This window comes from Porphyromonas pogonae (assembly GCF_036320655.1).
GTDB lineage: Bacteria > Bacteroidota > Bacteroidia > Bacteroidales > Porphyromonadaceae > Porphyromonas > Porphyromonas pogonae.
Genome location: NZ_CP143258.1, coordinates 1,591,040 through 1,616,184, shown reverse-complemented (window position 1 = coordinate 1,616,184; position 25,145 = coordinate 1,591,040). Strand labels below are relative to the sequence as shown.

General features: G+C 40.0%; 19 protein-coding genes and 1 tRNA gene. 12 read left to right on the top strand and 8 right to left on the bottom strand.

Annotated elements, in window-relative coordinates; genetic code table 11:
- Positions 1-21: 21 nt before the first annotated feature.
- The 4 genes from recA to VYJ22_RS06210 all read left to right on the top strand — a co-directional run bounded on the left by recA (position 22) and on the right by VYJ22_RS06210 (position 3,918).
- On the top strand, positions 22-1,062 hold the full coding sequence (gene recA, locus VYJ22_RS06225; RefSeq protein WP_329903054.1) for a recombinase RecA: 1,041 nt from the start codon (positions 22-24) through the stop codon (positions 1,060-1,062).
- A gap of 83 nt (positions 1,063-1,145) precedes the next feature.
- The gene (gmk, locus tag VYJ22_RS06220; RefSeq protein WP_329903053.1) at positions 1,146-1,712 is read left to right on the top strand and encodes a guanylate kinase; all 567 of its coding nucleotides are present in this window, start codon (positions 1,146-1,148) and stop codon (positions 1,710-1,712) included.
- 95 nt (positions 1,713-1,807) lie between these two features.
- The gene (locus tag VYJ22_RS06215; protein ID WP_329903052.1) at positions 1,808-3,457 is read left to right on the top strand and encodes a diphosphate--fructose-6-phosphate 1-phosphotransferase; all 1,650 of its coding nucleotides are present in this window, start codon (positions 1,808-1,810) and stop codon (positions 3,455-3,457) included.
- Positions 3,458-3,573: 116 nt separating this feature from the next.
- Positions 3,574-3,918, top strand: coding sequence for a C-GCAxxG-C-C family (seleno)protein (locus VYJ22_RS06210; RefSeq protein WP_329903051.1), 345 nt, complete (start codon positions 3,574-3,576; stop codon positions 3,916-3,918).
- Positions 3,919-3,962: 44 nt separating this feature from the next.
- Here the strand turns inward: VYJ22_RS06210 and VYJ22_RS06205 are convergent, their stop codons facing one another.
- From VYJ22_RS06205 to VYJ22_RS06175, 7 genes are all read right to left on the bottom strand, one after another.
- Positions 3,963-5,417: a TrkH family potassium uptake protein gene (locus VYJ22_RS06205; RefSeq protein WP_329903050.1), complete on the bottom strand. Its 1,455-nt coding sequence runs from the start codon at positions 5,415-5,417 to the stop codon at positions 3,963-3,965.
- A gap of 19 nt (positions 5,418-5,436) precedes the next feature.
- Positions 5,437-6,777: a Trk system potassium transporter TrkA gene (gene trkA / locus VYJ22_RS06200; protein WP_329903049.1), complete on the bottom strand. Its 1,341-nt coding sequence runs from the start codon at positions 6,775-6,777 to the stop codon at positions 5,437-5,439.
- 40 nt (positions 6,778-6,817) lie between these two features.
- Positions 6,818-8,734, bottom strand: coding sequence for a 1-deoxy-D-xylulose-5-phosphate synthase (gene dxs / locus VYJ22_RS06195; RefSeq protein WP_329903048.1), 1,917 nt, complete (start codon positions 8,732-8,734; stop codon positions 6,818-6,820).
- 62 nt (positions 8,735-8,796) lie between these two features.
- Complete coding sequence (hisS, locus tag VYJ22_RS06190; protein ID WP_329903047.1) at positions 8,797-10,161, bottom strand: histidine--tRNA ligase; 1,365 nt, start codon at positions 10,159-10,161, stop codon at positions 8,797-8,799.
- A 17-nt stretch (positions 10,162-10,178) separates the two neighbouring features.
- Entirely contained in the window at positions 10,179-10,679 is a 501-nt protein-coding gene (locus VYJ22_RS06185; protein WP_329903046.1) for a dihydrofolate reductase, read from the bottom strand.
- Positions 10,680-10,694: 15 nt separating this feature from the next.
- Positions 10,695-11,489 (bottom strand): thymidylate synthase, encoded by a 795-nt coding sequence (locus VYJ22_RS06180; RefSeq protein ID WP_329903045.1) that lies wholly within the window; start codon positions 11,487-11,489, stop codon positions 10,695-10,697.
- Between the two features lie 200 nt (positions 11,490-11,689).
- The gene (locus VYJ22_RS06175) at positions 11,690-12,775 is read right to left on the bottom strand and encodes an IS5 family transposase (protein ID WP_329903044.1); all 1,086 of its coding nucleotides are present in this window, start codon (positions 12,773-12,775) and stop codon (positions 11,690-11,692) included.
- A gap of 437 nt (positions 12,776-13,212) precedes the next feature.
- Here VYJ22_RS06175 and asnA point away from each other — a divergent pair, with 437 nt between their 5' ends.
- The gene (gene asnA, locus VYJ22_RS06170; protein WP_329903043.1) at positions 13,213-14,250 is read left to right on the top strand and encodes an aspartate--ammonia ligase; all 1,038 of its coding nucleotides are present in this window, start codon (positions 13,213-13,215) and stop codon (positions 14,248-14,250) included.
- 1,309 nt (positions 14,251-15,559) lie between these two features.
- Here asnA and VYJ22_RS06165 read toward each other — a convergent pair.
- Entirely contained in the window at positions 15,560-16,699 is a 1,140-nt protein-coding gene (locus VYJ22_RS06165; protein ID WP_329903042.1) for an acyltransferase family protein, read from the bottom strand.
- A 326-nt stretch (positions 16,700-17,025) separates the two neighbouring features.
- On the opposite strand from VYJ22_RS06165, the gene alaS reads away from it, so the two are divergent.
- The 7 genes from alaS to porD all read left to right on the top strand — a co-directional run bounded on the left by alaS (position 17,026) and on the right by porD (position 25,142).
- Positions 17,026-19,656, top strand: a complete 2,631-nt coding sequence (gene alaS, locus VYJ22_RS06160; RefSeq protein ID WP_329903041.1) for an alanine--tRNA ligase — start codon at positions 17,026-17,028, stop codon at positions 19,654-19,656.
- Between the two features lie 22 nt (positions 19,657-19,678).
- Positions 19,679-20,737 carry a 3-dehydroquinate synthase gene (gene aroB / locus VYJ22_RS06155; RefSeq protein WP_329903040.1) on the top strand — a complete coding sequence of 353 codons (1,059 nt, stop codon included), beginning with the start codon at positions 19,679-19,681 and terminating at the stop codon, positions 20,735-20,737.
- A gap of 29 nt (positions 20,738-20,766) precedes the next feature.
- Positions 20,767-20,841 (top strand) — tRNA-Pro (locus VYJ22_RS06150).
- A gap of 283 nt (positions 20,842-21,124) precedes the next feature.
- The gene (dnaN, locus tag VYJ22_RS06145) at positions 21,125-22,267 is read left to right on the top strand and encodes a DNA polymerase III subunit beta (protein WP_329903039.1); all 1,143 of its coding nucleotides are present in this window, start codon (positions 21,125-21,127) and stop codon (positions 22,265-22,267) included.
- The gene (locus VYJ22_RS06140; protein WP_329903038.1) at positions 22,267-23,031 is read left to right on the top strand and encodes a 3'-5' exonuclease; all 765 of its coding nucleotides are present in this window, start codon (positions 22,267-22,269) and stop codon (positions 23,029-23,031) included. The genes dnaN and VYJ22_RS06140 overlap by 1 nt, the downstream gene beginning before the upstream one ends.
- 3 nt (positions 23,032-23,034) lie before the next feature.
- Positions 23,035-24,243 (top strand): bifunctional phosphopantothenoylcysteine decarboxylase/phosphopantothenate--cysteine ligase CoaBC, encoded by a 1,209-nt coding sequence (coaBC, locus tag VYJ22_RS06135; RefSeq protein WP_329903037.1) that lies wholly within the window; start codon positions 23,035-23,037, stop codon positions 24,241-24,243.
- Positions 24,240-25,142: a type IX secretion system protein PorD gene (gene porD / locus VYJ22_RS06130; RefSeq protein WP_329903036.1), complete on the top strand. Its 903-nt coding sequence runs from the start codon at positions 24,240-24,242 to the stop codon at positions 25,140-25,142. Before coaBC ends, porD begins: the two co-directional genes overlap by 4 nt.
- The last annotated feature ends 3 nt before the right edge of the window (positions 25,143-25,145 follow it).

The window sequence follows — 25,145 nt, the reverse complement described above, 5'->3', positions numbered from 1 at the left end:
TTAATATATCATACTACTAATATGTTTGAAGAAACTATTGAGTCGGCTAATACTCATAAAAAACAACCTGATGAGAACAAGCTGAAGGCACTCAAGATGGCCATGGAAAAAATAGAGAAAGTACATGGGAAAGGAGCTATTATGAATATGGGAGCCAACCAAGTAGAATCGGTAAGTGTAATATCTACGGGCTCTATAGGTTTGGACTTAGCCTTGGGAGTAGGAGGATATCCTCGTGGCCGTATTATTGAGATATACGGTCCGGAATCTTCGGGAAAAACCACACTGGCTATTCATGCTATTGCAGAAGCTCAAAAGGCGGGTGGTCTAGCAGCTATTATTGATGCAGAACATGCTTTCGATCCGGGATATGCTGAGAAGCTTGGAGTTGATGTAAGCAGCCTATGGATATCACAGCCGGATAATGGTGAGCAGGCTTTGGAAATAGCCGAGCAACTTATCCGATCATCAGCGGTAGATATCATTGTAATAGACTCTGTGGCAGCCCTTACTCCAAAGGCTGAAATAGAAGGGGATATGGGAGATAGCCGTGTAGGTCTCCATGCTCGACTCATGTCCCAAGCTCTTCGAAAAATCACAGGTGCTGTAAGCAAATCAAATACAACCTGCATCTTTATCAATCAGCTTAGAGAGAAGATTGGTGTAATGTTTGGTAATCCCGAAACTACTACCGGAGGTAACGCCTTGAAGTTCTATGCTTCTGTAAGACTTGATATACGTAAGAGTACACCAATAAAAGATGGAGATGAGATTTTGGGTAACCTTACACGTGTCAAGGTGGTAAAGAACAAAGTGGCTCCACCATTCAGAAAAGCAGATTTTGATATCGTATATGGAGAAGGTATATCCAAGACAGGTGAGATCATAGACTTAGGTACGGATCTCAATATCATCAAAAAAAGCGGATCTTGGTTTAGCTATGGCGATACTAAACTGGGACAAGGCCGTGAAGCTGCAAAATCAACAGTAAAAGATAATCCTGAATTGATGGAGGAATTGATAGATAAGATCACACAAGCCATCAAAACAGAGCATAAATAGATCATTAATTCACAATAAGCCGCCAATGCCCTAATTTCATTAGGATTTTGGCGGTTTATATGCTTCATAAAAACCCAATAGCCGTGTCAAAAATAATCATTATATCTGCTCCTTCAGGTACAGGGAAAAGCACTATTATTCATTACCTCATGTCCAATGTACCAGAGCTCAATCTTTGCTTTTCTATTTCTGCAACAAGTAGACCTCCGCGAGGAGCTGAGCAAGAGGGAGTGGAATATTATTTTCTCACAGAAGAAGCCTTTCGTAAAGGTATAGCTCAGGAAGACTTTATCGAATATGAAGAGGTCTATCCCGGTAAGTTTTATGGAACACTAAAATCAGAAATTACAAGAATACACGCTCTTGATAAAAATGTAATTTTAGATATTGATGTTTTAGGGGCGCTTAACATTAAAAAAATGTATGGTCCCAGTGCCCTTACCATTTTTGTAAAACCACCTTCACTCGATGCATTACGTAAAAGACTCGAATACCGTAATACCGATACCTCCAAAGTTATTGAGGAAAGAATCAGAAAAGCTGAGTTTGAAATAAACCATTCAAAAGACTTTGATGCCTGCTTTATAAACGATGACTTAAGTAAATGTTGTAAAGAGATTGAAGTATATCTTAGACAACAACTAAAATAAGAAACACTTACTTAACTGTATTTCCAATATTTTTTGCGATATTTGTAATGCTTAAAAAGAACTTTTAAAAACATATAGATAAGCATTAAATATTTATGGTAAAAAGTCCATTGCAAGAGGCCAGGAGCAAATATGCTCCTAAGTTGCCTAAAGCACTTCAGGGTGCAGTAGAACCCGTGATGGGAGAGAATACGATGAGTGTAAGTGATCAGGAAGATATCAAACGTTTATTTCCTAACACTTATGGTTTACCTAAACTGACATTCAAAGCTTCGGACAAAAAGCAACACAACACTCCCATTCATGGTGGAGTAATCTTATCCGGAGGTCAAGCTCCCGGTGGGCACAATGTCATTGCCGGTATCTTTGACGGTCTGAAAGCTATCAATCCTGACAGTAAGCTATATGGATTTTTGATGGGCCCCGATGGTTTGGTTCAACATAAATATATAGAGCTCACAGCTGATATTATTGATGAATACCGTAATACGGGAGGGTTTGATATTATAGGTTCGGGACGTACAAAACTTGAAGAAACAGAACAATTCGACAAAGGTCTTGAGATACTCAAACAACTCAACATCTCTGTTTTGGTTATCATAGGTGGTGATGATTCGAACACCAACGCTGCCGTATTGGCCGAATACTACAAGTCTATCAATGCACCGGTTCAGGTATTGGGTTGCCCAAAGACTATTGACGGAGACCTAAAGAATGATCAAATCGAAACATCATTCGGCTTTGATACAGCTACCAAAGTTTACAGTGAAGTGATAGGTAATATACAGCGTGACTGTAACTCAGCACGCAAGTACTGGCACTTTATCAAGCTAATGGGTCGCTCAGCATCGCACATAGCTCTTGAGTGTGCTTTACAAGTCCAACCCAACGTGACTATCATCTCTGAAGAGGTAGAAGCTAACAACATGTCCTTGGACGATGTGGTTACTTATATTGCAGAAATCGTAGCGCAAAGAGCCTCTAAAGGCGAGAACTTCGGTACGGTTTTGATTCCTGAGGGGCTAATTGAGTTTATCCCTGCTATGAAACATCTTATTGCAGAACTCAATGACTTGATGGCATCACACGAGGCCGAATTCAAACTTATCGGAGCCAAGAAACAGAGAGAATATGTAATAAGAAAACTTTCTGCCAAGAATTCGGCTATCTACTCAAGCTTACCAACATTGGTTGCACGTCAGCTGACTTTGGATCGTGATCCTCATGGTAATGTACAGGTATCTCTTATTGAAACAGAAAAGCTCCTTGCCGAGATGGTAAAAGCTAGGCTTGATAAGTGGCATGAAGAAGGTAAATACAATGGAAAATTCTCCACAATCACACACTTCTTCGGATATGAAGGCCGTTGTGCTATGCCATCAAACTTCGATTCAGACTATTGCTATGCTTTGGGGCGTAATGCTGCATGTTTGGCAGCAGCGGGAGTTACAGGTTATATGAGTTCTATCATGAATACCACAGCTCCTTCTGAAGAGTGGATTGCAGGAGGTATCCCTACCACAATGATGATGAATATGGAGCGTCGTCATGGTGAATTGAAGCCTGTTATTCAAAAAGCACTTGTGGATCTGAATGGAAATCCGTTCAAGTATTTTGTTGCAAATAGAGATACTTGGGCACAAGATGTATGTTACATCTACCCTGGTCCTATACAATATTTTGGAGGTCCTGAGCTTTGCGATAAACCATCCAAGACACTAGAACTCGAGCAAAGCAAGCTATAGTTTATAATAAAATAGCTTTCACATCATATCTATTCGCTTTACGGCTTTTTGGAGCTGTAAAGCGAATTTCTTATTAATATTCTTACTAAATTTACAGTACATAAATATATCACGACATGAACAGGAACAAATCCTTAGAGTTTTTTCATAATGAAAGTAACCACTGGAACTGTGCTCAGGCCATACAAAAGTCTTTTCAAGATATTACTAAACTTTCTGACGAGACTATAGAATTAGAATATCGTCCTAAAGGAGGCGGACGTGCCGAAAATGGAATATGCGGAGCTTTATACGCGGCCAAACAAATTATAAATGACTCGGCTAAAGCACAAGAAATAGAGGAGGAATTCCGTAAAAGATTAGGGGGAGTGACATGCAAGGACCTTAAACAAAATCTCAAAGTACCGTGCACACAGTCTGTCGCTATAGCAGAAGAAATACTGGCAGATAAGCTAAAATAGATAGTAAGAAATAAAAGGCAGAGACGACAGGGTTTAAGGAAGATTTATCTTCTCCAGAATGAAGTGGACAATATACTCATCACTGTAAACACTTCTAATCTCCCTGCAAGCATGAGGAAGCTCAATACCCATTTTGATAATACTCCTGCCGATGCCATATTAGCCATATAAGCCCCCACTCCGGGGCCGGAGTTACTGATACATGCAGCTGCAGCACCAATACTGTCAGCAAACAGAGAACCATCAAACATCATGATCATAGCTCCGGTAATCATCAATGAAATATACAAGAATATAAAAGCTATTACTTGATGTACCACGCTGTTTTGGATTTGATGTCCATTGAGCTTCACCAATACTACCAGATTGGGGTGTGTACGTTTCTTAAATTCATTACCCAGATTTCTGATCAGAATAAGAAAACGTCCGGTCTTTATGCCGCCACAGGTAGAACCTGCACAGCCATTGATAGACATCATTACTATAGCCATCATCCAAAAGAAAGGTTGCCACAGGTTTATATCTGCAGTAGTATATCCCGTACTCGATGCAAAGGTCATAACTTGAAAAAGCGCATGTCTAAATTTACTCTCAAAAGTATCATACATATTCAAGCGACATAGCCATAAAGTACATATTACAATACATATTGTCACAAAAATACCATATGTCCTAAATTCTTCATCTTTAAATAACTTAGATGGCTTTCCTGTAAAAGAGAAATAAAGAAGCGTAATATTCAAGGCACTGATAAACATAAAAGCAGACAGCACATACTCCGTGTAAGGAGAGTTAAAATCCGCGATACTATTATCTTTTGTGGAGTACCCCCCGGAAGCTACACAGGTAAATGCATGACACACGGATTCAAAGAGGTTCATGGGACCTATCAGAAGTAATACGATCAAGACTAAAGTAATGGCAATGTATACCCCCCATAGCCGTTTGGCTACCTCAGTAATACGGGGTAAGAATCTGTCGTGAGTTATTCCTGTAGATTCTGAGTTAAATAAGTGGCTGGCTTGTCCACCATTGAAAAGAGGTAGTAGAGCTACAGTAAACACAACGATCCCTACACCTCCTTGCCATTGTATTATGCTACGCCAAAACAAAAGAGCTTTTGGGAAAAAGGATACTTGAGGAAACATAGTAGCTCCTGTAGTTGTAAACCCGGACATCGTCTCAAAAAAAGCATCTGTGACATTATCGGTCACGCCCGAAAGCAGAAAAGGAATCATCCCAAAGAGAGATAGTGTTATCCATGTAAGGGTCACTGTAAGCATGCCTTCGCGAGTACTCACATTAGACTCATCGGTCTTCTTACCCATAAGAATAAAGAGACCTCCTGCTATAACCATACACATGGCCGTGGAAAAATAAGGCATCACGTCTTCTCTATATATCAATGCTACAGCAACGGTAAGAAGGACAAAGACGCTTTCAATCAAACACATTATTCCCAAAATCTTGAAAATAAATCTGCCATTAATCTTCCACATAAACCAGAGATAATAAATATTAGCTAAAAAAATCTTTTAATTTGCTCATCGATATATCATGGCAAAATACAACCACATGATCATAAGGCTCAATTTGTGTATCCCCATTGATCATCATAGGCACGCCATTCCTCACCAGTCCCCCAAATGTTATATTAGGACTGAGTTTATAGTCTTTTATAGGCTTTTGGGTTATTTTTGAGTTCCTTTTTGCAATAAGCTCAGCAACATCAGCATTGGCTACAGTAAGGCATTTTACAGAGCTGGTATCCACACCAAGCAGTAAACGATATATGTGTCCGGCAGCCATCAATTTTTTATTGATAAGGGTGCCTATGTCCAGGCGGTATGCCAAAGGGATATAATCTATATTTTCTTCTTTGGCTATAGTCTTAAAGACACCGTATCTTTTGGCCGCAAGGCAAGCCAAAACATTCGTCTCAGAGTTTTCCGATAAGGCTATAAACACCTGAGCTTCTTCCAATCCTACCTCCTTCAAGATCAACGGATCACGTCCATCTCCGTGATAAATTTCCACATTCGACGGCACTACAGAGCTTAGATTTAAACATTTCTGCTTATTCTGTTCTATCAGGCAGACCTTGATATGGGAAGGCAGATGCATAATGGTTCTGAGTGCGATGCGACTAGCTCCCATAATCACTACCTTTTTTACAGCAGGATTCCTTTTGCCTGCCATTCTTCTTACATCTTCAATACTATCCGGTGAACATGTAAAAAAGACAATATCATTATGAAGCACCTGACTGTAACCTGATGGAATAATAGTCTCAAAATCCCTCTTTATAGCCACAATGTGAAACATCTTATTATTGTCTTTATGAAGCTCGTGCAGATATTTTCCAACCAACGGAGCTCCCTCACGGACTTTGACTCCTATTAAGACAATAGAGCCGTTGAATAATTCGATATATTGCCTTGCCCATGGATTACCGATGGTGGATACAATCTCAATTGCAGCCAATTCCTCAGGATAGATCATTGAATCTACTCCCATTTCCTCGAAAAAGTCATGATTATCACCTTGAAGATATTCATGATTATTGATTCTGGCTATGGTTCTTTGGGCTCCGAGTTTTGATGCCAACATACAAGCAGTAATGTTAGTAGACTCTTCCGGAGTAACACTTATAAAAAGATCAGCCTTATTGATCCCTGCTTCCTGAAGATCTATCAAGGACGTAGGGTTACCTACTTGAGTCATTAGTTCCAGTCTCCGACTTGCAAAAGCAAGTCTGTCCGGATCAGAGTCTATAAGTATAATATCCTGATCCTCGTGTGATAGCATTTTTGCCAAGTGCGTTCCCACTTCACCGGCTCCGGCAATAACGATTCGCATTTCTTGTTTTGTTTGAGAGTTTTATCCGCGGCACATATTGTTATAACTGATTATAAAGCTCAATGGCCACCTCATATATAGACCGGGCATCCATCTTACAATATTCATATTGTTCCCGAGGAGTACCGTGAGCAATAAATTCATCCGGAACCCCTATCCTTCTCATCTTAATATTAAGATCATTGTCAAGCATAAATTCGCCTACAGCAGATCCCATACCGCCTTTTAGACATCCGTCTTCCACTGTAATCACAGCTTGATACTGCGATGACACTTGTCTCAGGAGCTCTTCATCAAGAGGTTTTACAAATATCATATCATAGTGTCCCGGAGTATAACCTGCTTCATACAGTAACTCACAAGCTTTTACTACCTCATTTCCGATGTGTCCTATACTCAAAAAAGCAATTTTGTTACCATCTCTGATTACACATCCTTTACCTATAGGAAGAGCCCGAGGAGGTTGCTTCCAATCAACAATCACACCTCTACCTCGCGGATACCTTATAGCCATAGGCCCCTCTTGGAATTGATATGCCGTGAGCATAAGATTGCGGAGTTCCACCTCATTCATGGGTGCACATACAACCATGTTGGGTATCGACCTCAAATATGCAATATCAAATACCCCTTGATGAGTAGCACCATCCTCACCTACAAGCCCTCCTCTATCCAAACAGAATATCACATGTTCTTTCAACAAAGCTACATCATGAATCAGCTGATCATATGCTCTCTGCATGAAAGAAGAATATATGTTGCAAAAAGGAATCATGCCCTCTTTGGCGAGACCTGCGGAAAAAGTCACAGCATGAGCTTCGGCAATTCCTACATCATAAGTTCTATCTGGGAATTCCCGCATCATAAAAGTCATGGAGCATCCTGTAGGCATAGCAGGTGTTACACCCACAATACGTTCATCCTCACGAGCAAATTCGACTAAAGTCTGTCCAAAGACATCTTGATACCGAGGAGGCAGAGGCTCGGTCTCTTTTTGTGGGGCACGTTCTCCTGTAGAGACATTGAACAATCCCGGAGCATGCCATACTGTGGCTTGCTTTTCTGCAGGAGCATATCCCTTACCTTTTATTGTACTTACATGTAATATTTTGGGTCCCTTCATCGACTTTATATCAGTAAGGACCTGCACCAGACGATGTACGTTATGTCCATCAATAGGGCCAAAATAACGAATACAAAACCCATCGAAAAATGAACTCTGCTTTGAAAGAAGCGCCTTGAAACTGTTATTAAACCGTTGAACGCTTTTCCTCTTGGATTCATCAATCAATTTGAGCTTTTTCAGACCTTTATATACATCATATCGAACAGTGTTGTAGGTTTTACTTGTGATAAGGTCTACCATATAATGATTGAGACCTCCTACGTTCCTGTCAATAGACATATTATTGTCATTGAGCACAATGATAAGATTGTTGGGAAATGAAGATGCATTATTTAACCCTTCGAAAGCCAGTCCCCCTGTCATAGAACCATCTCCTATCACAGCTACAACCATGCGATCCTCATTCTTTTTTGCGGCAGCTACAGCCATCCCCAAAGCAGCAGAGATTGAGTTTGACGCATGTCCTGCTGCAAATGTATCATATTCGCTTTCCGAAGGAGACGGAAAGCCTGATATCCCCCCCCATTGCCTCAAGGTATTGAAGGAGTCTCGCCTTCCTGTCAGTATCTTATGACTATAAGCCTGATGGCCTACATCCCACACAATACGGTCATAGGGCGTATTGAAAACATAATGCAAAGCCACCGTAAGCTCAATGGCACCAAGGCTTGACCCTAAATGTCCGGGATGCTCCGATAATACTTTGAGTATAAATGACCTCAACTCATCACAAACGATGCTCAGTTGCTCTTCCGGTAGTTTCCTGAGGTCAGAAGGGTTATTTATATCGGACAATAATTTATATGCAGTAGTTTTCTGTGAGATTTCCATTTCAATATATATCTGATTCCCGTTTTTGAATAAAAGAAACCGTATCGTATGTGATATCTATTCTATTTTTCAGCGAACATTTCCATGAGTTCTTGCTCTGTGATGGTCTTTTGCTCACCGGTGATCATATTTTTAAGATTAATTACTTGATGTTTAATTTCTTCTTCGCCTACAAGAGCAACAAAAGGTATCTGCATATTGTTTGCATAGCTCATTTGCTTCTTCATTTTCGCTGATTCGGGGTAAAACTCCACACGTATCCCTTTACCTCTCAACCGAGCTACTACACTCACCAGATATTCTTCCTCCGTTTTCCCGAAATTTACAAAAAGAATTTGAGTCGAGACAATTGCTTCTTGAGGGAACAAGTCCAATTCATTCATCACATCATAAATCCTATCTGCTCCGAAGGAGATCCCTACACCAGATAGTCCCGGCAAACCAAATATACCGGTAAGATTGTCGTATCTACCGCCTCCGGTAATACTACCCATCTGTACATCCGTGGCTTTTACCTCCAAAATAGCTCCCGTATAATAGGATAACCCTCGTGCTAAACTCAGATCAATCTCCAGCTCAGAGCGCATGGGTAGCTTTTGGATATAATTAAGGATGTAGCGTAGTTCTTCGATACCTTTGAGTCCTATCTCAGAAGTTTGTATCAGCTCTTCCAGTTGTTCCAGTTTCTCATTATTGTCACCACTTAGACTGATCAAAGGCTGCAATTTATCCACCGTGTCTTGAGCAAAACCTTTATCAATAAGTTCTTGACTCACCTTCTCAAGACCAATCTTATCGAGTTTATCTATTGCTACAGTGATATCTACAATTCTATCGGCCTCACCTACTACTTCTGCTATACCGGTGAGTATTTTTCTATTATTGAGTAGTATTTTAGTCGAAATATTTAATCTGGAAAATACTTCATTGATAATTTGGATAAGCTCTACCTCATTCATCAAGGAGTCCGATCCTATGACATCTGCATCGCACTGGTAAAACTCTCTATATCTCCCCTTCTGTGGTCGATCAGCACGCCATACCGGCTGTATCTGGAAACGTCTGAAAGGAAAAGATATTTCCTCCCGGTGCATCACCACATAACGAGCAAAAGGAACAGTGAGGTCGTACCTCAATCCCTTTTCACAAGCCTTGGATGCAAAGCGCAAGGAGTTCTTCTCACAGAGCTCTTCTGTGGAGAAGTCTTTGAGTACATCTCCCGAATTGAGCACCTTAAATAACAGCCTATCTCCCTCTTCTCCGTATTTGCCCATCAAAGTGGACAAGTTTTCCATTGTGGGTGTTTCTATCTGATTGTAACCATAGAGGGCATATACTTCTTTTATGGTGTTGAATATATAATTTCTCCGAGCCATTTCTTTTGCTCCGAAGTCCCTCATCCCTTTGGGTATTGATGGCTTTTGCATATATCTTTTTATTTTTCTTAGTTTCTTTTACGTTCTAATTCGTAATAAGTACTTGCCTCATCGTTTTTATCATCGGCCGGTATATATTGTTGCTCCAGCACTTCCCATTCATTCCTATCAAACTCAGGAAAGAATGTATCAGCTTCAGGGTAAGATTTGTGCACTACCGTCAAATACATCTTGTCAGCCTGAGGGAGCATAGAGTGATATATCTTGCCACCGCCTATCACAAATACTTCATCATCGTTACGAGTAAGAAGATATTTTTTCAATTCTTCTTCGTTTTTGAAACATTGAGCATCCGGCAAGCTATCCAAAGATGACGACAACACAAGATTCTCTCTATTGGGTAAAGCTCCGTTGGGCAAAGAATAATAAGTATTCTTACCCATAATAATAATATGTGAGGAAGTTATAGACTTGAACCGCTTAAGGTCATTGGACAAATGCCATGGCATCTTATTGTTTATACCTATGGCATTATTCTCAGCCACTGCTACAATAATTGAAATCTTCATGATTACATCATTTGCTTAAATTGATACTGCACCGGGTATGTGCGGATGAGGGTCGTACCCTTCCAACTCAAAGTCTTCGTATTTGAAATCAAATATATTCTTTACTGTAGGATTTATAGTCATCACAGGCAACTCACGTGGTGTACGTGACAATTGTAACTTTACTTGCTCCAAATGATTGAGATAGATATGTGCATCGCCCAAAGTATGCACAAACTCACCGACCTTAAGCTCGGTAACTTGTGCTATCATCATGAGCAACAACGCATAAGATGCGATGTTGAAAGGAACCCCCAAAAATACGTCTGCACTTCTTTGATACAGTTGCAGGCTGAGCTTCCCCTCATTGACATAAAATTGCAGGAAACAGTGACAAGGAGCCAAATGCATCTCAGGCAATTGGGCCACATTCCATGCGCTCACGATGATGCGCCTGCTATCCGGCTCATGTTTTATTTGCTCTATAATCTGGCTAATCTGATCAATATAGCCTCCGTTGTAATCAGGCCAAGATCGCCATTGGTATCCGTATATAGGCCCCAAATCACCTTGATCGTCAGCCCATTCATTCCAGATACGTATACCATGATCCTGCAAGTACTTTACATTCGTATCGCCTCTAAGAAACCATAGAAGCTCATAGATAATGCTTTTCAAATGTAATTTCTTGGTCGTCAATAACGGGAATCCATCCTCCAGATTAAATCTCATCTGGTAGCCAAATACACTTTTAGTGCCAGTACCGGTGCGGTCGGACTTCACACTGCCATTATCCTGAATGTGTCGAAGAAGATCTAAATACTGATTCATGGATGCAAATTTAGTTATTAATCCCTCATAAGAAAACAACCCAGACTCTAAATATAGAGACCTTTGAAAAATGTAAAGGGTAAAAAAGGATGGGTAGACTGGGGTGAAAACTGATCGAAATCCCGGAAATATTTATCGGAACATGCCCCCCTTCCCCCTTCGGAGCTCCAAAGAGGGGCTCCGAAGAGGGCTTTCTCACACTATCCGACACAATGGGACACAATTATCCCCGGAGTCCGATAAAGGTTAAAGGCGATGCTTTCGATAACGTTCTGAGTGTGTGCTTTTGCTAACCCTCGGTAACGACATCGCCCTCCATGGAACCACCTACAGATGCTTCCAAAGGTACGCTCGATAGTGCTTCGTATAGGGCTTATAGATTTATTAAAGGCTTTCTGCATATCCGTTAACGGTCTATTTCGATGAGACTTGTGCATTATCCCATCTCGTAATCCATGACTTTGTAAGTATGCTCTATTCTCCCGCGAGGCGTAGCCTTTGTCCGCAAGAACAGGTGTCTCTTTGGGAATTTCCTCTCCTTCCAATAGTGGGATGAACTCCTTCGTATCACTACGATTGGCAGGAGTGGTAATCACCTTTTGAACTATCCCTTGAACATTCGTCATCACATGTTTCTTGTATCCATACCGGTATCCATGCTTGTACACCCATCTGCCTTCTTCATCGGTTCCTTTGCGCTGACGAACCACGGTTTTCTGATAATCCGCCTCCGCCTTCTTAGCTTCCTCGCTACGTGTATCTTCACGATCCTCGGCCACCTCAATCGTGATACAGCCATTAGGCTTGTGGGGGGTATCTACAATACTTGCATCCACTAATACGCCTTCTCTTACTGAAATATGATGCTTGGATAATTGCTTGTTAAACATCTTTAAGAGTGGATCCATTAGATTAAGCTCTGTCAAGGAGGTACGAAACCGACTCACCGTGCTGTGATCCGGTGAAACCTCTTCCAGCTTCAATCCTAAAAAGCGAGAAAAAGAAATGGAATCATTTACACGCTCCTCCAAGGCAACGTCGCTGAGATTGTACCACGTTTCCAAAAGCAACATCTTAAAAAGAAGTATCACGTCATAGGCAGGTGCCCCAACTGCATTCTGTCTCTTCGTATATTTCTTATTGATCAACGTACGGATGGGGCGCCAATCAATCAATTGGTCAATTTGATTCAAAAATTCATTTTGAACCTTACGATATCGTCTCTGATAAAGAATGTCTCCAAAGGTTACATCCTCTTCTTGTGTGTTTTTTTGCTTGTTTGCCATAATAAACTACTGAATTTTATACTACAATATACTAAATATATGGCTAACATACAAGCTTTTACGATACTATTTTTCGCCAAATTACCATGCAAAGGTCTCATATAATAAATCAATTGCATAAAAGGTACATATAGGCCTGTTATACCTCTTTTCAATGATTAGGGTGCCCCAATCGGATATTATTTCTAATAGTTCCTTGCACAACTTCATAATTAGATTGACCACTACATTGCACGAGCTTTACATTGAGGTGGTAAGATGAAAATTGACCAAGCAATAAACACAAATATCAAAACTCACATATAAACATATAATATACAAACAATAACACACCCAGAAAGGAAAAATAAAATCATTATGGTCAAATTAAGACACAAATAGCAACTATTTGAAATTAATTATTACTATATTTGTCATTCATTAGTAATTTATTTTTTATGTCAAAATTGTATATTCCGGAAGGATATTCACCTCTCCTAAACCTCAAACAAACCGAACTCGGTATTAAAAGTATAAAGGATTTTTTTCAGGCCAACCTTTCTTCAGAGCTAAGACTACGACGAGTTACGGCTCCACTTTTTGTAGAAAAAGGCATTGGTCTCAATGACGATCTCAATGGTATAGAAAGACCCGTAACATTTCCTATCAAAGACATGAATGAGCAGTGTGCTGAGATTGTACACTCCCTAGCCAAGTGGAAACGACTCATGCTCGCTGAATATGATATTAAAGAAGGATATGGCATCTATACGGATATGAATGCCATCAGAGCGGACGAAGAACTTGACAATCTCCATTCTCTATATGTAGATCAATGGGATTGGGAAATGGTAATCACACCTGAACAGCGATCTCTGGCATTTCTCAAAGATATTGTTGAGCGAATCTATGGAGCCATGTTACGAACCGAATTTATGGTTTACGAACTTTTCCCCAGTATTGAGCCTTGCTTGCCTCGGAGCATCAAATTTATTCATAGCGAGGAACTTCTCATGCAGTACCCCGAATTATCAGCTAAAGAACGCGAAGATGCTATATGTGAAAAATACGGAGCTGTTTTTATCATAGGCATAGGAGCCTCTCTTTCCAATGGTGAACCTCATGACGGCAGATCACCTGACTATGATGACTGGTGTTCTGTCAACGAAGACGGTTATGTAGGGCTCAACGGAGATCTTCTCATCTGGAATCCGATCCTTTCCAAAGGCATGGAACTTTCCTCGATGGGAATTAGAGTGAATCCCATGACCCTAAAGCAACAACTTAGCATTAGAGGACAAGAAGAAAAATTGAATCTTTATTTTCATCAAAGACTTGCCAATGAAGAGCTCCCCCTTTCTATCGGTGGTGGTATAGGTCAGTCACGCCTGTGCATGTATTATCTTCGTAAAGCTCATATTGGAGAGATACAGTCGAGCATATGGCCACAGGATATGCGCTCCCAAGCAATGAGCCACCGTATCCATCTTATTTAAGATTTACGTTTGCCTATTAATTATATATTTTCAGTGGAGCGGGTGTTTCAAAATTTCTATTTTGTCGCACCCGCTTTTTATTTTACATATAAAGATGTTTGCTCATCATACCCATCTACACTTTGAATAAGGTATTACTAAGGACACAACAGGAAGTCACTTTTGGAGACCGTTGCACAGCAGGCCAATTGCTTCGTTGCTTGCGAGATTCGCGCTTGGTCATTTACCTGAAGTAAACTCCCTGTGCACTCACTCTTAGCGCCTTGCACTTTACCTTCTCTACCCGGTCAAAATGTCAAAATACACCTCCCCCTATTGCTCCCAAAGAATCTGCATAATCATTTGATTATAGCCATTGTAAGTAAATTAAATAAATAGGTATTTTCAATAAAATCAATGGTGGCTTAGTTACAATGTATAGCTTATTTGCACAAAGTCTAAATAAGAAAAGGCTTTTTTAGGTTAATGACCCACTGAAAAAGATAGCTAAATAAAGGCAATCGTCATATTTCATTCTTAAAATGAAAAACTGAATTATATATTCTGGTTAAATAATATTTTTCACAGAAAAGCATAGATCTAAGAAACATGAGGGCACTAACAGTAATTTTATTATGATGAGTCAATCATCCGTGTATGATAAGTCTGTCGTCCGTATACATAAATCTATCGTCCGTATAGGATAGAGTTATCGATCGTATAGGATGAGTCTGATGACCTATTATGAAAGATCGGACAAAGATAAGTGAAGTTGGAAGGATAAAGTACATTATTTGCTGTGAAAGAGGACAGCAAAAAAACTGTATAAGATTATGATAATCATAATGATTTCTACAATGTTTAAGAGATCAAGGTCTGGAAACGATGAACTGCAATACATCACACTTATTCAAGGATGGGCACCCATACTCTTCATTTATCCGCAAGGTATTATTTGTCATAGTGTTCATAATTGCTACCTCTGTATAAATTAGTCTTAATTTGTCTCTAAGTTATGTTATCAATAAAGGATATAAAAAATTCAATTACAAAGATACAACATGAATCACCCTTTGTCAAGTACCCTCGATTGCTGATAACGTCTGAAAACATGAAGTAGCATCATAATACAATAAAAGCTGACAAAATGTAAGATTATTTCCTTAAAACGACAATATACTGCAAACAATTATTTCGGATAAAACCTATGGCGTAGAAGGGTCAATACCTTCACATAACCAAGAATATGATGCAAACTTTACGCCATGCAACACTTTGTCTGATCTGAATAGAGCTATATCCAAACAATAGGAATAAAAGCTTATGGCCTCTATTTCTTGGTCAAACAGACTTTACTAAGCCATCTTCGTACCGGGATATCATATACTTTCAAGAAGAAATATGCCAAGATTATATTACCAACAATCAGCGTCAAGCCAACAGCCCAAGTTTGTCGCAATGTAAAGCCATTGTTCCAGACCCATGCATAAAAGAGATACATCGAAGGGTAATGCACCACATACATAGGATAAGAGACATCACCCCAAAATTTACAGATTGCAGCGGATTTAGTATCTGTTGTTTTGCCCGATGCACCCACCCAGATTACCAAAGGAAACAAGACTGCAACACAGATTGTATCATAAATTCCGTTTAACCATGGCATTTGAGTGCCTCCCAAATGTGGTATGGATGTCAAAATAATCACAGCTAGGCTACAAATCCAAAAAGCCCCACGGATATGTATTGGTTTGAATACTCTTGATATTAGTAGACCTATCGAAAAACAAAAAGTCATAGAAAGAATGCCTGCTTCGAGATAATGATTGTCCATCGTCCACCCCACCCCCAAATGCCCATAACCAGAGCCATTGCCTATGGCATACCACGCCATACCTACTCCTGTAATAGCAACAAGTATAGTCAAAATACGATTGGATAAATGCCGTAGAAATAAAACGTATAAAATATTGCCGATATATTCCACAAACAAAGACCAATAAGGTCCGTTCAATGGGAACAACTCTCCATTGCCCCTGATATCAATGGCTGACCCGGGTGCTGCAGGAATCATAAAAAGGGTACACAGCATTGCCAATATCACATAAGAAATAGATACAGGAGATCCATCCCATTTTACACTACCTTGGATGATAAACGCAGCCACTCCTAATATTATCCCCATTACTACCATAGGGTGCAAACGAATAAGCCTTCTTTTGAAAAATTCTCCAACACCCATTCGCTTCCAGCGGTCATCATAAGCATAACCTATAACAAAGCCTGAGAGTATAAAAAAGAATTGGACAGCCAGATATCCATGATTGCACCACTGATCCACAGGACTTGTAGAGAAACCCTCAAACACATGATAAATCAATACCATCAGTGCCGCAACTCCTCGCAATCCATCCAGAATATTATAATGAGGCTTAGTGTCTGCAAAGACATTAGAAGCTATATTTCCCATCCTATAATTTTAAATATTGCTACAGTGCAATATAATTTGCCACAAAAATACACAATTATAAAAATAAAAAAGAAAGCCATAGGACAAACAGATAATTTTTTTAAAATAGCGTGGTAAAATGATTGTATATGCATGAGTGATAATAACATTGCACCATCTATTGATGCACTACTGAGTTGTTTGCCCCTCTTGTTCAGTTATTTTAATAATCTTATTATCTGCCAAGTAGCTATAATTGAATGTAAAAAGTGTGTTCGAAAAACGCATATCCGTAAAATTAGCCTATTTTTGTATTCAAATAAAAAAAGACATTGCATTAAATTAATATGTTGACATCTAAAGAAATCAGAGATTCATTCAAAGCTTTTTTTGAAAGCAAACAGCATCACATCGTTCCTTCCGCCCCTATGGTGATCAAAGGAGACCCCACACTCATGTTTACAAATGCAGGTATGAACCAATTTAAGGATATTATCCTGGGAAATACAGAAGCAAAATATGCCCGTGTGGCGGACTCGCAAAAATGCCTGCGAGTGAGCGGTAAACACAATGATCTGGAAGAAGTAGGACGCGATACCTACCACCACACTATGTTTGAGATGCTTGGCAACTGGTCTTTTGGGGATTATTTCAAGAAGGAAGCAATAGAATGGGCATGGGAGTTTCTTACAGATGTATTGAAGATATCGCCGGATATTCTTTATGTAACAGTTTTTGAAGGAGCCGAATCGGACAAACTGGAACGAGACAATGAAGCTGCTGATATCTGGGCAAAATTCTTGCCCAAAGAACGTATTATCAATGGTAACAAACATGATAATTTCTGGGAAATGGGTGACACAGGACCTTGCGGACCTTGCTCGGAAATACATATTGATATACGCCCTCAGGCTGAAAAGGAAAAGGTAGATGGGCTCACATTGGTAAACCAAAGCCATCCGCAAGTAATAGAGATATGGAATTTGGTGTTTATGCAATTTAATCGTAAAGCAGATGGTAGCCTGGAACCCCTACCCAAAAAGGTAATTGATACGGGAATGGGATTTGAAAGGCTTTGCATGGCCATCCAAGGCAAGACATCCAATTACGACACGGATATATTCACCCCCCTCATAGATGCGCTAAGCACTATGACAGGAATCACTTACGGCAAGGAGGAGCAAGCAGACATTGCCATGCGTGTTATATCTGACCATATACGCACCATAGCTTTTGCCATTACCGACGGGCAACTACCATCAAACGCCAAAGCCGGTTACGTGATCCGTCGTATCCTGCGCCGTGCAGTACGATATGGCTATACTTTCCTAAATAGAAAGGCTCCCTTCATGTACCGTCTGCTACCGGTTCTTATCGAAACAATGGGCGATGCTTATCCCGAACTGCAAGCCAACAAAACGCTCATTGAGAAGGTGGTGAAAGAAGAAGAAGAAAGTTTCCTGCGCACTCTGGAAACAGGAATACGCCTCTTGGACAAAAAAGTAGAAGAGGCCAAACTATCTGGCAAAACAATGCTCAATGGTGAAGACGTTTTTGTACTTTATGACACTTATGGTTTCCCTCTGGACTTGACGGCACTCATCCTGGAAGATCATAAGATGACCGTGGATGAGAAGGGATTTCACGAGCAAATGCAGAAGCAAAAAGAACGTGCACGCAACGCTGCCGCTGTTGATGCGGGAGACTGGGTGAGTGTACATGAAGGCGAAAGTAAGTTCGTCGGTTATGATTTGACCGAGAGTGATACTGAAATCATCAGATACAGACAAGTAAAACAGAAAAATAAGGAGTATTATCAAGTAGTTTTGACCTCTACCCCGTTTTATGCTGAGATGGGTGGACAAGTAGGTGACAGTGGTTATCTGCAAGATGAAGAAGGCAATAAATATGCTATATTCGATACCAAACGAGAAAATAACCTAGCCGTTCATCTCATGAACAAACTACCAGAGAACATTGATGAGACATTCTTCGCTGTGATAGATCAGGAAAAAAGACGTGCAGCAGAAGCCAACCACACTGCAACACACTTATTGCACGAGGCATTGCGCGAGTTGCTGGGTAATCATGTAGAACAAAAAGGATCATTTGTAAGCCCGGAAGTTCTGAGATTCGACTTCTCACATTTTTCTAAAGTGACAGCAGAAGAACTTCGTGAAGTAGAAATGCTAGTCAATGTTAAAATAAGAAAGGATTTGCAACGGGAAGAATACAGAGATCTACCCATAGAAAAAGCTAAGGCTATGGGTGCTATGGCTCTTTTTGGAGAAAAATATGGAGACGAAGTACGTGTGCTTAAATATGGTACATCGGTAGAATTATGCGGAGGTACACATATCCCCTCGACGGGCATGATAGGATCTTTTCGCATTATCTCTGAAAGCTCTGTAGCTGCGGGAGTAAGACGCATTGAAGCTGTTACGGGTAAAGGTGCAGAAAGGTATATTTACGAGCAGGAAGATTTGCTCAACGAAGTCAAAGGGCTCTTCAATAACAACCCCAACCTGCTCAAAGGTATCCAAAAACTAATGGAAGAGAACTCACAGCTCCGAAAAGAAGTTGAGGGATTTGCCAAAGCGCGCATAGCCTCTGTAAAAGCGGAAATTATCTCTAAACACTTTATAGAGAATGGCATAAGAGTTTATACCTTGCATGATGAAATGCCTGCTGATCAGGTAAAAGATCTTGCTTTTCAGATCTCAGGTGAAACAGCTCCGCAAGACTCATTTATATTTGTAGCCGGAACATCGGACAAAGATAAGTGTAATCTCACCGTGATGCTATCCAAAGACCTCACCGAAAAAGGGCTCAATGCAGGGCAACTGGTAAGAAACGCTTCCAAACTTATTCAAGGAGGTGGCGGAGGCCAAGCACACTTTGCTACAGCAGGCGGCAAAAACAGTGCGGGCTTGAAAGAAGCTATAGATGCGGTGCTGAAAGAAGCAGGTGTGATGTAATGCCATAGTATAATGTAATATCATGCGCGTCATATATAATTCATTGGGTCGTGAGTGTATCTCTGCAATTGCAGAGATACCTCACGACTTTCTATTTATATTATGTGATAGCCAGGTTTATAATCTACATAAGGAGGGGGCATTAAAAGATATTTTATCCATGTTACACCCTACCCACTTGCAGGTATTCGAAGCTTCTGAAAGGTCAAAAAGCATAGACTCAGCCACAGATTTATGGGAATGGCTTATAGCTGAAGGAGCAACAAGAAAGTCCTTGTTGGTAAATATCGGTGGCGGAGTCGTTACAGATTTGGGGGGGTATGTAGCTTCATGCTACATGAGGGGGATTAAAACAATTAACATCCCCACAACCCTTTTGGCCATGGTAGACGCTTCTACAGGAGGGAAGACAGGGGTAAATCACCAAGGGATAAAGAACATCATAGGTGTATTTTATATGCCGGAAGAAGTTATAATTGACACCTGCTTCTTGAGCACGCAAGCTATTCCTGATTTGCTCTCTGGGTATGCAGAGGTAATCAAACATGCACTCTTGGGTGGGATGGAAAGCTGGAAGAAATGCTGCATGACGGATCCCCTTGCACTTACAGGAGAAGAATGGAAAGACATTGTTGCTGAAAATGTAATTTTCAAAGAGTCTATTGTAGCTGCTGACTTCAAAGAAAGTGGTTTGAGAAAAATCTTAAACCTCGGACATACCTTTGGACATGCCATTGAGAGCCTCAGCCATTATAAGCAACTTGCCCCACTCAAACATGGGGAAGCGGTAGCAATAGGCATGATCATAGAACTATATCTGACGTCATCACTACTAGGGACATCTACGAAAACACTCTATCAATTAGTTCAAATTTGCAGAGAAAATTTTTCACCTTATGCTTATAACTGCAAGGACTATGATTCCATCATAGGATATATGACGCATGATAAGAAAAATGCCGGAAATAAAATTAGTTTCATCGGCCTTGCACAACCCGGTGAAACAAAGGCAATTGAAATAGAAGACAAAGAAATTTTGAAAAAAGGCCTTGATTTCTATCGTGAAACCTTTGGCGGATAAATAAAAATGTCTTACTTTTGCAACGCAATCGGGGCGTAGCTCAGTCCGGTTAGAGTACACGTCTGGGGGGCGTGTGGTCGCTGGTTCGAATCCAGTCACCCCGACAACAAAAACAGGCGACAAAGTTTTTTCTTTGTCGCCTGTTTTTATATTATCATCTAACCTAAAGCTTTATAATTTCACCTCCGGTTTTGGCTTTCTTGCGAGATAATTGGCAGGATCTCTTACCATACAATAATCCTCCTATAGACACAATGAGTACCCAAATTATCAAAAGCATAAAATATGTATTATACACTATATAGTCTTAGCGGAAATACTCAATGAATATGCCCATAAATGATTATATTTGTAAATTAAACAAAAACCCATATAGAGGAATAAATTATGAAATTTACAGTTGCAAGTAATGAGATTCTACAGCACCTACAAGCTGTTGCCAGAGTAATTTCTCCTAAAAGTACCATGACCATGCCTATCCTGGGTAACATTCAGTTTGAGCTCAAAGGAAATGAGCTTACACTGACTGCTGCTGACATGGGTAACCGAATAACGACTAAACTTGAAGTAAATAATCAGGGAGAAGATGGAGCCTTTACGGTATTGGAGAGAATGATACTGGAAGCCATTAAGGAGCTGCCTGATCAACCCATTACTTTTGATATAAATATAAAGAGCAAGGAGGCCTCCATTACTTACAACAATGGTCTCTACAGCTTAGTAGTGGAGTCAAACGAGACTTTCCCCATTGCTAAGGAATTAAAGCCCACCGCAGAAAAAACGGTAATTGATCCCAAAGCGTTATTAGATGGTTTGCTATCAACATTGTTTGCATCCAGCACAGACGAAAGACGTCCTATCATGACGGGAGTATATATGGATTTCTACGAAGATAAACTCGTGTTTGTTGCTTCTGACGGAAGAATCTTGGTAAAGCATACCAATAATAACATCAAGAGTCCCACACATACCTCTTTCTCTCTGTCTAAAAAAGCATGTATGCTCTTGACTCGCACATTACTACCCAAAGAGGACAAGGAGGCAAAAGTGAGCTATGATTATGAATACGTACATTTCGAATTGTCCGGATTCACTCTTACTTCTCGTCTGCTGGAGGGAAGATATCCCAACTATAACAGTGTAATACCAGAGAATAACCCATTCCATATTGTTGTAGACAAACAGCTCCTTCTTTCTGCCTCTAAACGTGTGGCTGTGTTCTCTAACCAAGCTAGCAATATGGTAAGACTGGAAATCCATGATAATGACATCAAACTATCGGCAAATGATATAGACTTCTCTGTAGCAGCAGAAGAGCATGTTCCTTGCCAATGTGTAGAAGAGGACATCAATATCAGGATAGGATTTGACTCTAATATGCTCCAGACTATCTTACAGAATATTACTTCAGAAGAAGTTACTATATGTCTTGCAGACCAGACAAGAGCTGGAATCATATACCCTAATGAGAATGAAGATGGCATAGAACTATGTAATCTTATTATCCCTATGAAACTTATCGGTGAATAATGAAACTGAAACTCAAAAATCCTATTATAGTTTTTGACCTCGAGACTACGGGGGTTAATCTATCCAACGATAGAATTATAGAAATATCTATACTCAAGGTTAGTCCTGATGGATTGGAAGAAACCAAAACGAGAAGAATTAACCCGGATATGCCTATCCCCAAAGAAAGTATAGCTATCCATGGAATCACGGACGAAGATGTACAAGACTGCCCTAAATTTAAAGAGGTGGCTAAAAGCTTATATCAATGGATTGAAGGGTGTGATATTGTTGGGTTCAATTCCAATCGTTTTGATGTACCGATGCTCGTGGAAGAATTTCTGAGAGCAGGTATTGATGTAGATTTCTCCAAGAGGAAATTAATAGACGTGCAGACAATATTCCACAAAATGGAGAAACGTACACTGGAAGCTGCTTATAAGTTTTACTGTGGTAAGGTTCTTGAAAACGCACATTCTGCTGAGGCAGACACTTATGCTACTTATGAAGTATTGCAGGGGCAACTGGATAAATATGAAGATTTGGAGAACGATGTAGCATTCTTATCAGATTTCTCCAGATTTAATAATAACGTTGACTTTGCAGGTTGTCTTGTGTATAATGATAAGTCAGAAGAAGTTATTAATTTTGGTAAATACAGAGGACAGAAGGCTACGGATGTTTTACAGAAAGATCCGGGTTATTACGGTTGGATCATGCAATCCAATTTCACGCTTGACACCAAAAATTGTTTTACACGTATCAGACTCGCTAATAATATCTAACTCGTGGGTAATCTCAAAGGTAAACATATTGTTCTAGGGATAACAGGAAGCATAGCTGCTTATAAAGCTGCGGTGCTGACAAGACTTTTAATAAAAGAGGGAGCAGAAGTTCAGATCGTAATCACTCCCGCCGGTAAAGAGTTTATTACTCCTATTACATTATCTGCATTGACATCAAAACCGGTGATCAGTGAATTCTTTTCGGGGAGAGATGGGACATGGAATAGTCATGTGGATTTAGGATTGTGGGCAGATGCTATGCTGATAGCTCCTGCTACAGCTGCCTCAATAGGTAAAATGGCTCATGGCATTGCCGATAATATGCTCATAACAACCTACCTCTCAGCCAAAGCCGATGTTTTTATCGCACCGGCTATGGATCTTGATATGTTTGCTCATCCAAGTACTCAGGAGAATCTTGAGATTCTCAAGCGCAGAGGAAATATCATCATTGAGCCTGGTGAAGGAGAGTTAGCCAGCCATTTAGTGGGCAAAGGACGCATGGAAGAGCCGGAAGTGATTGTAGAGAGATTGAAATCGCATTTTGCTAAAAAGCAAAGTCTGCAAGGGAAACAAATTCTGATTACAGCAGGACCTACATATGAAAACATTGATCCGGTGCGCTTCATCGGCAACCACTCCACAGGATTAATGGGGATATGCATAGCTAATGAATTTAGAGATAGAGGAGCCGATGTTACTTTGGTTTTGGGCCCAAGTTCATTGAGTCCTAAAGATGAAAACATCAAAATAATCCGAGTAACTTCGGCTCTAGAGATGCTTGCAGCTTGTAAAAAATATATTTCCACAACTGATATTGCCGTTTTTAGTGCAGCAGTTGCCGATTATAGACCGTCTATATCATTTGAAGAGAAGATGAAACGCGAGCCAAAAGACGAAATAAATATCTCATTGATAAAGAATCCTGATATAGCAGCAACATTTGGCAAAGAAAAGACAGATAAGCAATATTTTGTAGGGTTCTCTTTGGAGACGTCTTCCGGAGAAGAAGAAGCACAAAGGAAGCTTCGGAATAAAAATTTGGATATGATCGTACTCAATTCTCTCAAACATGAAGGGGCAGGCTTCGGACATTCTACTAATCTTATCACCATTTTTGATAAAAGTGGAAATAAAGAGGTTTATGAGCTTAAGGCAAAAGAGCATGTTGCACAAGATATTGTAGATTATATTGAGAAGGTTATTCGATGAAAATCATTTGCAAAGGCTTCATATTCTTATTGACTGCAATAGCATTGCAGTATCGTCCTCTATATGGTCAGGAGATCAAGGCGACGGTAAGCCTCGATGTGAAATACACCAACAATGCATCTACAACACTGATAAATGAACTGAAACGACAAATTAGTGATTATATCAATCTGAATACTTGGACTGAGACCAAATTCTTACAACAAGAAAAGGTTAATGCTAACTTTGTCTTTACCTTAACCCAAATGGATGATTTGGGTAATATCAAAGCTTCTTTGGTTGTGTCTGCACTCAGACCTGTGTACAATTCAGATTATTATACACCCCTGCTAAACATCAAAGATGATGATATTGCTTTCAATATTGACGACCTCAAAGAGAGTAGTAATGAATTGAGCAATGTGCGTAATAACTTATCAGCCATCTTATACTATTACTGTACACTTATTACTTTTCTAAACAATGAGAGCTTTGCTGAGCATGGAGGTGAAGATCAGCTCCACAAATTGGAACAGATAGTCTCCATAGCTTCGTCACAATTCGATTGGAGCGGTTGGGACAAAAGGTTATCCAAAAGTCGAAGGTTTTTATATGATGGACTGATTTCCAACACAGATGTTCTTAATGCTTTCCGAAACTTTTGGTATCGCTACCATAGACTTTATTTGGATGAATTAGCCTCCCATGATGTATTATTTCGGCATACGCTACTACCTATTATCAAGCTACTGGAACCTATCTCGAATAAGATTCCAAACTCACTCACTTATCTCCTGCTGAGATATAAAATGCAAGAAATTTTGCTTATGAGTGAAAGGATGGATTATGATGATAAAACGTATATTAACGCATTCCTAACTAAGAATTTTCCTACATTGATTACTCAAACATATAAGTAAACG

Coding starts and splice junctions, on each gene's coding strand:
- VYJ22_RS06175 (WP_329903044.1), bottom strand. CDS start 12,775: ATGGCAAACAAGCAAAAAAACACACAAGAAGAGGATGTAACCTTTGGA.
- porD (WP_329903036.1), top strand. CDS start 24,240: ATGAAAATCATTTGCAAAGGCTTCATATTCTTATTGACTGCAATAGCA.
- VYJ22_RS06215 (WP_329903052.1), top strand. CDS start 1,808: ATGGTAAAAAGTCCATTGCAAGAGGCCAGGAGCAAATATGCTCCTAAG.
- VYJ22_RS06185 (WP_329903046.1), bottom strand. CDS start 10,679: ATGAAGATTTCAATTATTGTAGCAGTGGCTGAGAATAATGCCATAGGT.
- VYJ22_RS06165 (WP_329903042.1), bottom strand. CDS start 16,699: ATGGGAAATATAGCTTCTAATGTCTTTGCAGACACTAAGCCTCATTAT.
- aroB (WP_329903040.1), top strand. CDS start 19,679: ATGCGCGTCATATATAATTCATTGGGTCGTGAGTGTATCTCTGCAATT.
- dnaN (WP_329903039.1), top strand. CDS start 21,125: ATGAAATTTACAGTTGCAAGTAATGAGATTCTACAGCACCTACAAGCT.
- VYJ22_RS06180 (WP_329903045.1), bottom strand. CDS start 11,489: ATGAATCAGTATTTAGATCTTCTTCGACACATTCAGGATAATGGCAGT.
- VYJ22_RS06210 (WP_329903051.1), top strand. CDS start 3,574: ATGAACAGGAACAAATCCTTAGAGTTTTTTCATAATGAAAGTAACCAC.
- recA (WP_329903054.1), top strand. CDS start 22: ATGTTTGAAGAAACTATTGAGTCGGCTAATACTCATAAAAAACAACCT.
- asnA (WP_329903043.1), top strand. CDS start 13,213: ATGTCAAAATTGTATATTCCGGAAGGATATTCACCTCTCCTAAACCTC.
- VYJ22_RS06140 (WP_329903038.1), top strand. CDS start 22,267: ATGAAACTGAAACTCAAAAATCCTATTATAGTTTTTGACCTCGAGACT.
- alaS (WP_329903041.1), top strand. CDS start 17,026: ATGTTGACATCTAAAGAAATCAGAGATTCATTCAAAGCTTTTTTTGAA.
- trkA (WP_329903049.1), bottom strand. CDS start 6,777: ATGCGAATCGTTATTGCCGGAGCCGGTGAAGTGGGAACGCACTTGGCA.
- hisS (WP_329903047.1), bottom strand. CDS start 10,161: ATGCAAAAGCCATCAATACCCAAAGGGATGAGGGACTTCGGAGCAAAA.
- VYJ22_RS06205 (WP_329903050.1), bottom strand. CDS start 5,417: ATGTGGAAGATTAATGGCAGATTTATTTTCAAGATTTTGGGAATAATG.
- dxs (WP_329903048.1), bottom strand. CDS start 8,734: ATGGAAATCTCACAGAAAACTACTGCATATAAATTATTGTCCGATATA.